This is a genomic window from Prochlorococcus marinus str. MIT 9401 (assembly GCF_000760095.1).
GTDB classification, from domain to species: Bacteria; Cyanobacteriota; Cyanobacteriia; order PCC-6307; family Cyanobiaceae; genus Prochlorococcus_A; species Prochlorococcus_A marinus_I.
In genome coordinates, this window is the sequence record NZ_JNAR01000016.1 from 221,540 (window position 1) to 235,019 (window position 13,480).

General features: G+C 31.1%; 10 protein-coding genes. 2 read left to right on the top strand and 8 right to left on the bottom strand.

The features are described from left to right. Position 1: 1 nt before the first annotated feature. From EV01_RS02140 to EV01_RS02130, 3 genes are all read right to left on the bottom strand, one after another. Entirely contained in the window at positions 2–370 is a 369-nt protein-coding gene (locus EV01_RS02140; protein WP_032516972.1) for a DUF309 domain-containing protein, read from the bottom strand. Between the two features lie 11 nt (positions 371–381). Continuing rightward, a complete protein-coding gene (typA, locus tag EV01_RS02135; protein WP_032516971.1) occupies positions 382–2,178 on the bottom strand; it encodes a translational GTPase TypA in 1,797 nt (598 codons plus the stop codon). Between the two features lie 127 nt (positions 2,179–2,305). Beyond that, the gene (locus EV01_RS02130; protein WP_032516970.1) at positions 2,306–3,022 is read right to left on the bottom strand and encodes a M15 family metallopeptidase; all 717 of its coding nucleotides are present in this window, start codon (positions 3,020–3,022) and stop codon (positions 2,306–2,308) included. A 113-nt stretch (positions 3,023–3,135) separates the two neighbouring features. On the opposite strand from EV01_RS02130, the gene chlP reads away from it, so the two are divergent. After that, on the top strand, positions 3,136–4,476 hold the full coding sequence (gene chlP / locus EV01_RS02125; protein ID WP_032516969.1) for a geranylgeranyl reductase: 1,341 nt from the start codon (positions 3,136–3,138) through the stop codon (positions 4,474–4,476). Here the strand turns inward: chlP and glyS are convergent. Further along, on the bottom strand, positions 4,457–6,619 hold the full coding sequence (gene glyS / locus EV01_RS02120; RefSeq protein WP_032516968.1) for a glycine--tRNA ligase subunit beta: 2,163 nt from the start codon (positions 6,617–6,619) through the stop codon (positions 4,457–4,459). The two genes, chlP and glyS, sit on opposite strands and share 20 nt — an antisense overlap. Before the next feature lie 87 nt (positions 6,620–6,706). On the opposite strand from glyS, the gene EV01_RS02115 reads away from it, so the two are divergent. Then, positions 6,707–8,500, top strand: coding sequence for an NADPH-dependent assimilatory sulfite reductase hemoprotein subunit (locus EV01_RS02115; RefSeq protein ID WP_032516967.1), 1,794 nt, complete (start codon positions 6,707–6,709; stop codon positions 8,498–8,500). Here EV01_RS02115 and EV01_RS02110 read toward each other — a convergent pair. From EV01_RS02110 to tsf, 4 genes are read right to left on the bottom strand one after another with little or no spacing between them, the layout of a single operon-like run. Further along, on the bottom strand, positions 8,497–9,180 hold the full coding sequence (locus EV01_RS02110) for a M15 family metallopeptidase (protein WP_032516966.1): 684 nt from the start codon (positions 9,178–9,180) through the stop codon (positions 8,497–8,499). The two genes, EV01_RS02115 and EV01_RS02110, sit on opposite strands and share 4 nt — an antisense overlap. 57 nt (positions 9,181–9,237) lie before the next feature. Then, positions 9,238–11,697: an ATP-dependent DNA helicase RecG gene (recG, locus tag EV01_RS02105; protein WP_080725752.1), complete on the bottom strand. Its 2,460-nt coding sequence runs from the start codon at positions 11,695–11,697 to the stop codon at positions 9,238–9,240. Positions 11,698–11,719: 22 nt separating this feature from the next. Continuing rightward, a complete protein-coding gene (locus EV01_RS02100) occupies positions 11,720–12,832 on the bottom strand; it encodes an adenylate cyclase (RefSeq protein ID WP_241433424.1) in 1,113 nt (370 codons plus the stop codon). Beyond that, positions 12,810–13,466 carry a translation elongation factor Ts gene (gene tsf, locus EV01_RS02095; RefSeq protein WP_032516965.1) on the bottom strand — a complete coding sequence of 219 codons (657 nt, stop codon included), beginning with the start codon at positions 13,464–13,466 and terminating at the stop codon, positions 12,810–12,812. The genes EV01_RS02100 and tsf overlap by 23 nt, the downstream gene beginning before the upstream one ends. Positions 13,467–13,480 lie beyond the last annotated feature (14 nt).

Genomic DNA, 13,480 nt, shown 5'->3' on the forward strand with positions numbered 1-13,480 from the left:
ATCAAAGAGGTTTCAAAAAAGGCTTATCGCTCTCATTTAATAGCTCTTTATATTGTAATTTCCGCAATAAATCTTCCAAACATTGGCAGAAGGATTCCAGATCAATTCCTAAATTAATATTGGTTCTACTTTTTATCCTACCTAAACCCTCTCCAAGCAAAATAGTGGCTCCATTTAAATTACCCTTACTTAAGTGAAACTGAGAAACAGATACTTGTAAAATACCCTGGATAACTTGTCTTTCGTCTCCATCAACGGAATTCCATATTTCTTCAAAAGCATCATGAGCCTCATACCATTCATGATTATTAAAAAGATTTAAAGCAGTAAGAAGAGAATCTTTAAAAATTTTTGTACTTTCTTCATTCATGAAATTAATTATTAATTTCTTTTCTTTTTATTTATTTTTCTCATTCTTATTGAATCCGGTGTTACCTCTAGCATTTCATCAGGACCAATATATTCGAGGGCTCTTTCAAGGGTAATATCAACAGGTGACTGCAAAGTATCAAGTTCTTCCGCCCCTGCAGACCTCATATTGGTCAACTGCTTAGTTTTACATATATTCAACTCAAGATCTTGAGGTCGATTATTCTCTCCAATTATCATTCCCTTATAAACTTTTACTCCAGGTTTAATGAAATATACTCCCCTATCTTCAGCGTTCTTTAAAGCATAAAATGTGGCCACACCTTCCTCAAAGGCTATAAGAACACCATTTCTTCTTGTTTCAAAGTCTCCTGTTTTAGGTTTATATTCATAAAAAGAATGACTCATGATACCTTCACCTCTGGTTATCCTTACAAATTCCCCGCGAAATCCAATTAATCCTCTTGATGGTACAAGAAATTCTAATTGAGTTCTACCATCTGAACTTGTCTGCATGTTTTTCATCTCTGCCTTTCTAGATCCAAGTTTTTCGATGCAAGAACCAACAGATTCTTCAGGTACATCTAAAACCAAAGTCTCTATAGGCTCACATTCAACATTATCAATTTCTCTGAAAATTACTTGAGGTTGTGAGATTTGAAACTCAAAACCCTCTCTTCTCATAGTTTCAATTAATATCCCTAGATGTAATTCTCCTCTTCCTGAAACTGAAAACCTGTCAGGAGAATCAGTTTCTTCTACTCTCAAGGCAACATTTGTTAAAAGTTCCCTCTCCAATCTATTTTTTAATTGCCTACTAGTAACAAATTTCCCTTCCTTACCTGCAAATGGTGAATCATTTACTACAAAAGTCATATTTAAGGTAGGTTCATCAACTTTGATTAATGGAAGAGGATGAGGAGAATCCGGACATGCTATGGTCTCACCTATATTGACGTCATCGAAACCAGAAACAGCAACGATATCACCTGCAAACGCTTCATTTATATCAATTCTTTGTAATCCTTCAAATCCTAAAAGTTTACTAACCTTACCTTTAATAGTTTTTCCGTTTTCTTTAATTAAACTAGCCTGTTGGCCATTTTTTATAGTTCCATTATGGATCTTTCCAATTACTATTCTGCCTAAGAAATCAGAATAGTCCAAAGTTGTTATTTGTAGCTGAAGAGGTTTATTAGAGTCACCTACTGGAGGAGGAACGTGCCTTATAATAGCTTCAAAAAGAGGCATCATATTGTCACTATTAGATTCCATCTCTTCTTTTGCGAAACCAGATAAGCCACTCCCAAAAAGATAAGGGAAATCACATTGATCATCATCAGCTCCTAACTCCAAAAACAAATCAAGGACCTTATCAATTGCTATTTCTGGTACTACTCGTGGTCTATCAATTTTATTTACAAAGACTATAGGCCTAAGTCCTTTTTCTAATGCTTTTTTTAAAACAAATCTTGTTTGAGGCATAGGCCCCTCATTTGCATCAACAATAAGCAGACAACCATCAACCATTCCCAAAACTCTCTCAACTTCTCCTCCAAAATCAGCATGACCAGGTGTATCTATAATATTAATTCTGGTGTCTTTATAGTTAACTGCAGTATTTTTTGAGAGAATTGTTATCCCCCTTTCTCTCTCAAGATCATTTGAATCCATTACACATGTAGGGACAACTTCATTGTCTCTAAATATTCCTGATTGAGATAACAATGCATCTACAAGTGTTGTCTTCCCATGATCTACGTGAGCAATAATTGCAACGTTTCTAATTTCTTTTATCGAAGATGGCATTTATAGAATCTATAAATAGTAGTTTGACTTTATTAAGGCTAACTCAAAGTATGCTTATTATGAAAATTTTCTCTTTAAGACTTTGAAAAATATAATCTAATTGAATAATGAAATCAATCAATTAGATTTATAATTTTCTATTTGCGCTTTCAAAAACTTTTAATGCTTCAATTGAACCCTCATATCTCCAATGCCAGGGTTCGTAATCTATATATTTATTATCTTTGTTGAACGATAACTTAAAGTGAAACTTAGCTGCATTTTTTATGAGCCATTTAAAGGCGTCAGTATTTTCGAAGTCGGTTTCAAAGTCTGTCTCTCTTTGAGTAGCATCACCAATATCGATTGCGAAACCAGTACTATGTTCAGAATATCCTGGAGGGGCTGAAACTCTAGCTCTCTCAGCCGCTTCTTGATTTCTAATAGATTTTAAAGAATAAAAGATATCGTTTTGCAAATTTATTGATCTATAACCACTCAAGAAGACCAAATATATCCCATCCTTTTTGGCTTCTTCTCTCATCTTTAGTAGAGAATCGCGCATATCAATATGAACTTCAATATTAGGCTCAATTAAAACTAGTTTCTCTTTAGGGGCTTCGTTATAGGGAAGATGACCTAAAATTCTGGCATCAAGATTTCTTTCAACCTGCAATTTGACATTATTATTAAGAGGTTTTAGTTCTACATTTCTAATTAATCGCAATGCAACGAAAGAAAACATAAGAAAAAGAAATGGAGAAAATATTAATAATTTTTTTAATATTGTTGAATTTGGATTATTTATGTAAGTTCTTTTGGCAAGCGGTATATCAAATTGATCGATATCTTTGTTTAGTTCCAATATTTAGATGTGAATTTGGAAAAGATATTTCGATATTAACTATTATTTTAAGAAATGCACTTTTATAAGCAAAAAAGATGTAGTTTTTATATACAGTATTATTTTTTTTTCATATGTTGAGGGTAGCTGTTATTGGAGGAGGTCCAAGTGGTTCATGTGCGGCAGAAATACTTGCTAAAGCTGGAATAAAAACTTGGCTTTTCGAGAGAAAATTAGATAATGCAAAACCATGTGGAGGAGCAATTCCACTTTGCATGGTAGAAGAATTTGATTTGCCTGAGTCAATTATTGATAGAAAAGTAAGGCATATGAGAATGATATCTCCGTCTAATAGAGAGGTAGATATAAGCTTAGATAGAGTTTATGGGAAAAGTGATAATGAGTTTATTGGGATGTGTAGAAGAGAAGTTATGGATGCCTTTATGCGCAATAGAGCATCAGATCTTGGTGCTACATTAATAAATGGATTAGTTACTTCTATTGATACTGGCGATAATAATCAAGGGCCATATAAGCTTTCCTACTCAGATTTTACGAATGGAGATAAAAAAGGGGAACTCAAAGAGCTTACTGTTGACCTTTTAATCGGAGCTGATGGAGCCAATAGCAGAGTTGCAAAAGCAATGGATGCAGGAGATTACAAAGTTGCCATAGCATTTCAGGAAAGAATTAAATTGCCCAAAGAAGAAATGAGTTACTACGAAGATCTTGCTGAAATGTATGTCGGAACTGATGTTTCTCCTGATTTTTATGGGTGGGTATTTCCTAAATATGATCATGTTGCTGTAGGCACTGGAACCATGCAAAAGAATCAGGCATTAATTAAAGGACTTCAAGAGGGTGTAAGAAATAGGGCAAAAAAAAGACTTGTTAATGGTGAAGTAATAAAAGTAGAAGCTCACCCTATTCCTGAGCATCCAAGGCCAAGAAGAGTAGTTGGGAGAATGGCATTGGTTGGTGATGCAGCTGGTTATGTTACAAAAAGTTCTGGAGAGGGAATTTATTTTGCTGCAAAAAGCGGAAGAATGTGTGCCGAAGAAATTGTTGAAGCATCAAAAAACGGTCAAGTAATTCCATCAGAAAAAGATTTAAAAAACTATCTTAAAAAATGGGATAAAAAATATGGCACAACTTATAAAGTACTAGAAATCCTTCAAAATATTTTCTACAGAAATGACTCTGCTAGAGAAGCCTTTGTTGAGATGTGTGATGACATGGATGTACAAAGACTTACTTTTGATAGTTACTTATATAAGAGAGTTGTCTCTATGAAACCATTACAGCAACTTAAAATTACAATGCTTACACTTGGTTCGATTTTAAGAGGAAAAGCCCTAGCACCTCTAAAATATAAACCTGTTGATAGTGCTGTTAGGGAAAATAAAGAAGTAGAAAAAATGCTAGAAAATTATTCAATAAAGGGAGGAATTAAAGTTAAGAGTTCAAAAGTGTAAAGTCGGCTATTTTTAGAGAATAATTTCTAATTAAGCTCAACAAATTGAGCCTATTATTTCTTATTTTTAAATCCTCTGACATAATTAGGACTCCCTTTTCATTATCAAATAAATCCTCGATAGTGTTTACATTAATCTCAAACAAATTTAGAAGTTCCACATAATTGCAATAACCTTCTGAAAAAAGTTTTTCTAATTCTTCAATAAATTCAAAAACTTTCAATTCACAATCTTTTTCAAAAAGATTTGTGTTTACACAATTTCTTGTTGAGAGAACGTCTCTTGAAACATCACTATTATTTGCTAATTTGCTTACCCTTGTAATTACCTTTTGGATTTCAAAAAAATTATCTTTTTCGATGAAATTAATAATAGATTTAACCCTATTTTTAAGATCAACAATATTCAATACTCTTTCTTGAGATAATTCATCAGAGGAGCAAACGGCCTTTATTAATCCTTTACTTAGTGATATTTCTTCTAGATGACTTACAATTCTTTGAACTAAAAATTCATTTAGATCATTAAATACTGTTTCTTTTGAGAAGTTTAATTTCGGAAATACGATTTTCCAAAAATCAATAAGTTCATTGAATAATTTATCTAAAGGTAAATCAAGTTCATAATCCCATATTATTTTAATCACTCCATTTAAATTTCTTCTCAAAGCATAAGGATCAGATGATCCACTGGGACGTTTACCAGAAATAAATATACTTATTAGAGTTTCGACCTTATCTGCTATCGAAACTATTGCACCATATTTTGTGGAGGGCAAAGCATCTTTATAAAAAGAAGGTAAATAATGTTCAGCGACAGCCAAACAAACATCCTCACTAAATCCCTCATATTTAAGATATTTTCCACCCATTATTCCTTGCAGCTCAGGGAATTCGAAAACAATTTCGCTACATAAGTCGTTTTTACAGTATTTAGCAGCTTCTATTATTTTTTTTTCTTCTAAAGACTTATCATTTAAAAATTTAAGAATTTTTTTTGTAACTTCCTCTATCCTCTCTACCCTCTGAAATATATTTCCAAATCCACTCAAATATGAAACAGATTTAAGCTTTTCGTTTCTTTCGATTGAAGGAACTTTTTTGTCACTTTCTACGAAAAACTTTGCATCTGAAAACCTTGCCCTTAATACTTTCTCATTACCTTTGGCAATATTATTATTTGATTCTTCAAGACCATTAGAAATAACGCAGAAAGTTGTACTAATATTTTTTTCAGAGTTTAAATCTAGTTTAGAAAAACTTTCGTTTTTCAATAAAAGAGGAACGTATCTCTGATGATTTTTCATGACTGTTGAGAGAACTTCAACAGGAAGATCAAGAAATTCATCACTAAATTTGCCAACAATTAAGTCTGGCCATTCAACTAAATCAGTTAGTTCATTAAGTAATCCTTCTGAAAGGTCAGGTTTCAGATTTAAAGATTTAGATGCCTGATTTATTAAACTTTCAATTTTTTCTTTTCTTTCTTTTCGAATAGCTATTACCCTATTTCGTTTCAATAATTCAAAAAAATCATCAGGTTTCTGAACTTCTAAAACTTCATTGATTAGCCTATGACTTTTTGTTTGATTACTTATTTTGATCTTTGGATCACATTCATCAAATTCAAATTCAAGAATTTCATTATTATAAATAGAGGCAATCCATCTAATAGGTCTTGAGAACTTTATGTTCCCAGCACCCCATTTCATAAATCGAGGGCCTTGAAGACTCTTTATTAATTTTGGGATAATCGAAGACAAAGAATTTTTTGTTGATAGGCCTTTCTCAATTCTCTTTCCAAAGACAAAATCACCCTTTTCTGTGTTTTTTATTTCTAGCTCACCTACATTTATATTTAAGCTATTAGCAAATCCTAAAGCAGCATTAGTAGGACATCCATTTAAATAAGCTGAATTTGCTTTAGGTCCTTTTCTTTCTATTATCTTATCTTCTGCATAATCAACTAAACCTTCGAGAAGTAGCACTATCCTCCTTGGTGTGGAGGTGACGACTATATGTTCGAATTTGATTAACTTTTTATCCAATTCAAATTCTATTAGAGATTTAAATTGCTCTAGAACAGAATGAGAAAATTTTGCGGGCAACTCTTCTGTACCTATCTCAAGTAAATATTTAGACAAGAAAAAAATATGACTTCACTTACTATAATTTACTACCAGTTAAATAAGCTTTTCGCTAATGTATAAAAAGAGATATGTTTTGGTCCTTTGATCAAAGTTGAGAAAGTAAAAAAGAAAAAAGATTCTGCAAAGGAAGAGACTGTTTGTTTAGCAAATGGTCTAGAAGTTTCTAAATTTGAAAATTTTAAAAAAAGTAGCCAATTTCTTAAGGAACCACTCGCTACGGAATTAGTCAATGAGAGTGATCATTTTACTAATGATGCAGTTCAATTATTAAAATTTCATGGTAGTTATCAACAAGATAACAGGGAAAATAGAAAGCCTGGCAAAAGTAAAGATTGGCAAATGATGCTTAGGTTAAGAAATCCGGGCGGTGAAGTCCCTGGGAAATTATTTTTAGCATTAGATGAATTATCTGACAAACTAGGGAATGGAACACTTAGGGCCACTACAAGACAAGCCTTTCAAATGCATGGAATCAGAAAGGAGAACCTAAAGGAAGTAATTCAAACAATAGTAAATTCAATGGGCTCCACATTAGCTGCATGTGGAGACATAAATAGAAACGTTATGGCCCCTGCGGCTCCATTTGATTCGCCAGACTATATTATGGCAAGAGCATTGGCAAAAAAAGTTGCAGATCTTCTTACCCCAATGGCTGGCCAAGGCACTTTTTTAGAACTTTGGGCTGATGGAGATTTAGAGTACACCATAAAGCCTGACAATGATATTGAAGCAATTAGGAAGCTCCAATTCAAAGATAATGTTTTTAGTGGGATAAAAGATGAGCCTCTTTATGGTGCAACTTATTTACCTAGAAAATTCAAATGTGCTGTTACAATTCCTGGGGACAACTCTGTTGATCTTCTTACCAATGACATAGGAATTGTTGCCTTTACATCTAAAGATGGAAACTTAGAAGGGTGCAACTTCTATGTTGGAGGTGGTATGGGTCGCACACATAACAATGAGGAGACCTTTGCCAGAATTGCAGATCCACTTGGATATGTTGAAGAACCTGATGTTTATGAATTAATACAAAGCATTGTGGCTATTCAAAGAGATTATGGTGATAGAAAATCAAGAAAAAATTCGAGAATGAAATATCTTCTTCATAGAAAAGGTATTAAATGGTTTAAAAAGATACTTTTTGAAAAGTATTTCAAAAAAGAAATTAAAAAAGTCAGAAAAGAACCGGATAAGGTTCTTATTGATTACCTAGGTTGGCATAAACAAAATAAAACCTCCTATTTCGTAGGTTTACCATTATTATCAGGGAGATTATCTGGAGAAAAGAAGAATACCATCACAAGTATTGTTAAAAAATATAAGTTAGATTTAAGACTCACTCCTAATCAAGATATTTTACTTTGTAATATCGCCAATAAAAATAAAGGTGAGATTCAAAAATCTCTATCAAAAATTGGATACGAAAATTTAGAAAATATTAATGAAATACAAAGACATGCATTAGCTTGTCCTGCTTTACCACTTTGTGGTCTTGCGATGACTGAAGCTGAAAGAATATTACCTGATGTATTAAAAAGGATTGAAAATTTACTATTAGATTTAAAAATACAAAAGACAATATTATTCAGAATGACAGGATGTCCGAACGGATGTACCAGGCCTTATATGGCCGAATTAGCACTTGTTGGAAGTGGGCAAAACAAATACCAATTATGGTTGGGGGGAAGTAAAAATCTTCAAAGGCTGGCTAAACCATTCTTACAAAGAATGGAACTTAACGATTTAGAAAAAACTCTTCAACCATTATTTGTTAATTGGAAGAGTAATTTGGATTTGGATTTCGGAGATTTTATAGATTCTCAAGATGAAAATTACGTACTTGATTTGCTAAATAAAATCAATAGAATTTAAATTTTTCCATAAAGGGCATTTGCTTTTTTATTTTTCCAAGCCCATAATTGATCACCATAACTAAAATGCCACCATTCATTAGGATGTTGAGCGAATCCGAATTTTGTCATAATTTCTTTTAATAAATTTCTTCTATTATTCCAAATAATTGATTCTTCATTCTTTTTATTTGCATAAAAATAAGGATTTGAGGTCTCATCCATTTGATCAACCAAGCTTCCCATTTCAACAAGATTTCCGTCTTTATCTGATAAACAAACATCTAATGCACCCCCAGTTGAATGAGGGGGAGGACACCTAGTGTCATAAGAAGGATATGCCCAAAATTTTTCAACTTTTTTTAAAATGGATGGATAAGATTTTATGTTTTCAAAAGAAATATTAATATCGGATTTTTCACACTCTAATAAAAATGCTCTTTTAAACATAAATTCCTGGACTTCTAACGGTCGCCAACTGTCATAAATTAAAAGGTTAAAGCTACTGTTTAAAATCAAATAATCATTTACTTTTACTAATCTATTTACGACCTCCTCTCTTAATTTCCAAATAGAAGTTTTATCTTTGTAAGGTGCTCCTAAATGAGAGTAAGGGTGGGGATCTAAAAACTTTAGGCAGCTAGGTATAGCTATTAATTTATCTCCATTATCTTTAATTGGTATTTTATTCCAAATTTTCAATTGAAATTTGCTATTGATTTATAGTGGCATATATATCAAAAATTACAATGATAGTTTTCAATTTAAGAAATCATGAATGAATTTATTATCAGAGTTATCAATAAGTATCTTCCTTAAAACAATATTTTCTTTTAAATCAGGATCATCGCTAACAATCTTAATAGCCTCTTCACGAGCCTTATCAATAAGAAATTTATTATTAGGTAAATTGTCCAGTACAAAATCAGGCAATCCGGATTGTCTATATCCTAAAATCTGACCTGGTCCTCTAAGCTCCAAGTCTTTTTCAGCGATATAAAAGCCATCATTAGATTTTTGCAAAACACAAAGTCGTTTATTTTCTAATCCATTTTTATCAGGGGTTACAAGATAACAAAAAGATTTTGTTGATCCTCTACCAACTCTTCCCCTTAATTGATGTAGCTGGGACAATCCAAATCTGTCTGAATTATAAATAATCATAATTGTGGCGTTAGGTACATCAATGCCAACCTCAATTACTGTGGTTGAAACCAATATATTAATTTCATTCTTTAAAAAAGAATTAATCACTTCATTCTTTTCTTGTGAACTTAATTTGCCATGTAATAATCCAACTTTTTTGTTAAAAAAGACCTCTTCTGATAAATGTTTGAATGTTTTCTTTGCGGAGCTTAAATTCATTTTTTCTGAATCTTCTATAAGTGGCAAAATAACATAAGCTTGCTTTCCCTTATTGATCTCATCTTCAACAATCTTGAACAAATTAGTTAAATCGTCTTCTGAAATTATTTTTGTTGTTATGGGAACTCTCCCAGGAGGGAGTTCTGTAATTTGACTCACATCTAAATCACCATAAATAGAAAGCGCAAGAGTTCTTGGAATTGGCGTTGCTGTCATTGATAACAAGTTAGTATTTTCTCCTTTATTTAGTAATCTATTTCTTTGAGTAACTCCAAATCTATGTTGTTCATCAATTACGACCATGCCTAATGCATTAAAGATGACTTTATCCTCAAATAATGCATGAGTACCTACGAGGATATCAACTAATCCATTGTTCAAATTAGAGAAAATTTCTTTTCTCTTTTTTTGAGGAGTATTCCCAGTAAGTAGTTCAACAGAAACAAAAAGGGGGTTCAAATATTTTAATAAATTTTTATAATGCTGTTCTGCCAATACCTCAGTTGGGACCATAAATGCACCTTGCAGGTTTTTTTCAATGACAAGCAAAAGAGACGCTATTGCAATTATTGTTTTACCGCTTCCCACATCGCCCTGAAGCAATCTAGACATTGGTACGGGATTAGATAAATCTTTCTTAATTTCAGTCAAAACATTTTCTTGAGATTTTGTTAATTCAAAAGGAAAAGTATTTAAAAATTCTTTTAACAAAGATTTCTTTTGAGGTAATTGTTGGGAAGTTACATTTTTATTCGTCTTTCTTTTTCTAAGTAGGAACTTTATTTGAAGTAGGAATAACTCATCAAAAACCAAACGTTTTTTTGACTCAATAAGTGCCTGTTGAGTTGGTGGAAAATGAATATTAATCAACGACTCGCCTTTTGATAATAAAGATAATGAATCAAGTTGCTTTTTATTTAAAATTTCTGGATATTGCTTTGCATAAATTAGTACCTTTTTCATAAGTTTTATAAAACTCATATTTGATAATGCTTCACCTAATGAATATAAGGGTAATATTTTGCCTGAGAAATTAAAATTATCATTGTTGTCCTTTAGAATTTCAATCTGCGGATCTACAAAAGTTTTGCCATACTCTGTCAATTTAACTTTACCGGAAATTGCTAATTTAGTTCCAGGAGTATACAAAGATTTTTGAGATGTGAAGAAGGAGTAAGATCTAAATCTTCTTCCTAAAAAAAATTTTGTAACCTTTATTGAAGACGTTTCATCAAAAACCACAATATTCATTATTGATAAATTACTATTTTTTTTACTCTTATGAATATAAAATCTTTTAACGTTTGCAATGCACGTGTATAAATTATCTGGTTTTAAATTTATTATCTTAACTCTATTCGTATAGTCTAGATATGTTCTTGGGAAATAATTAATTAGATCTTTTATATGAAATATCCCTAATTCATTTAGCTTATTTTTATAAACTTTTCCTACATTTTTTATTAATGAAATATCTGAATCAAAAGACAAACTTGAATCAGCTTTATTCAGAAAAATATTATTAGAAATATTACTAGAACTTTCTATTTCTAGAGTTTTTCCTAGTTTATAAAGATTTTTTCTTGTATCTATAACTAACCTTTTTCTTTGATTCTCATCTAATTTATTATACTCATTATATTTTTTTGAAAATTCACAAAATATTCTTAAATATTCGTCTGAGAGATTTAGGTTATCTAGTTGTTTTAGTGATTCATGCAAATAATCATTAAAATATTTTTCTCTTCCTAAAGTATTAATAAATTTGTTTTCAGTCTCAATAGTAAGAGATTTTTGAAGAGGTCTTATCCAATCTTTAATTAATTTATTATCATTATTTCCGCTAATAGTCACATTTGAAAAAAGAGTTATTTTTTCAACGTATCTTATTCAAAGTTATTTCTTTTTGCCTCCAATATGTCTCTTTTTTAATCAAACCCTGAAATTGATTTTTTAGCTCATTTATTTTCTGCCTTTGAATAGAAAGATTTAAGTTTTTAAACTCTAACTCAACAGTAGATATATTGAAGAAAATAATGCTTGGAAAATTATTGCCGGTTAATGATGTACGATTTAATTCTAATTCGAAATTAATAACAAAAGGATATGGATGTTTTATCATAAAATTTTTGCCTACTAAGTAATCAAAGGAATCTTTGGATATCATCTTTTTTATTAGATTTGCTTTGAATAATTGTTGGTTAATACTATATGAAAGATTTAATAGTAAATTTTCCAATGACTTGTCTATTAAATCAAAATTATTAAGAATCTGATTTTTTGGTAAATTATCTAATTGATTGATATTTTCTTTTTCTTGATATATTTGTTTTTCCACCTTTTCTTCTCCTGTTAATTCAATTAAGGAAGAAATAAATTGTTTTTCAACTCCTAAATTTTCAAAAATAATGTTTTTAGATAAATAATTATTATGGTGGTTATTATCTAAGTCAAGTGATATGAATTTCCCATCATTATCAGTTTGATAATATTCAGAAGCATTTGAAATGTCTTTACTAATCTTGAACTGAATGGGTTCTTCTAGTTGAAAATCATCTTCATGTTGAATTTTTTCTTTTTGATTATCCTTTGTTTTTGTAAAACTATCTAAGCTATGAAAATTAATTTGTTTTTTTATATTTTTTTTAATTTCATTTATTTTTAATTGTTCTACTGTTAATAAGGGCAAATTCGAATAAATAAGCCTTCTTATTTTTTTTTCAAAAAGACTATAGAATTCATTTTCATATAAGAAATTATCATTAATTTTTGGATAACTATATATATGGTTAAGCCCCTTTTCTGCAGAGATATAAAGTACATCTCTTACATGATTAAGATAAAGTTCATATTCCCTATAGATATTTCTAATTAATATTCTTTTTTGTATCTCTGCTCTCTTTAATTGAGAATTAATTTTATCTATATCTAAGTAACTATTAAAATTATTCAAATCATTCAAGTGACTAGTTTGATTGCATTGATGCAACCTCTTCAGCGAAGTCCATCTGATTTTTTTCTATACCTTCACCTAGTGTATATCTTGTAAAGCGTCTTACTTTGATATTTTCCCCAATTTTTGCAGCTGCTTGTTTAACGAGATCCTCAACTGTAAGAGAACTATCTTTAATATAAGGTTGTGAAAGTAAAACCAGCTCATTAAGTCTTTTCGTTATTCTCCCTTCAACTATTTTTTCTTTAATCTGTTCTGGTTTTCCAGATAAATCATCTCGCCCCATTTCAATCTGCTTTTCTTTTTCCACTACATCTTCTGGTATTTGATCAATTGAGACATATTCAACATTTGGGCAGGCTGCTACTTGCATTGAGACATCCTTCAAAAGAGATTGGAAAATATCACCTCTAGCGACAAAATCAGTTTCACAATTTAACTCAAGTAAAACGCCCACTCTTGATCCAGTATGTATGTAACTACCAATTGAGCCTTCAGCCGCAACTCTTCCTGATTTCTTTTCAGCACTAGCTATGCCTTTCTTTCTTAACCATTCCAAAGCTTTATCAACATTTCCATCAGTTTCTTTAAGTGCTTTTTTGCAATCCATCATTCCTGCGCCAGTCTTGTCTCTAAGATCTTTAACAAGTTTTGCTGTAATGTTTCCCATTTGAAGTAATAAAG

What these genes read in the sequence shown, in the direction of transcription:
- typA (WP_032516971.1), bottom strand. Translation starts at nt 2,178, where the DNA reads ATGCCATCTTCGATAAAAGAAATTAGAAACGTTGCAATTATTGCTCAC.
- EV01_RS02140 (WP_032516972.1), bottom strand. Translation starts at nt 370, where the DNA reads ATGAATGAAGAAAGTACAAAAATTTTTAAAGATTCTCTTCTTACTGCT.
- chlP (WP_032516969.1), top strand. Translation starts at nt 3,136, where the DNA reads ATGTTGAGGGTAGCTGTTATTGGAGGAGGTCCAAGTGGTTCATGTGCG.
- tsf (WP_032516965.1), bottom strand. Translation starts at nt 13,466, where the DNA reads ATGGGAAACATTACAGCAAAACTTGTTAAAGATCTTAGAGACAAGACT.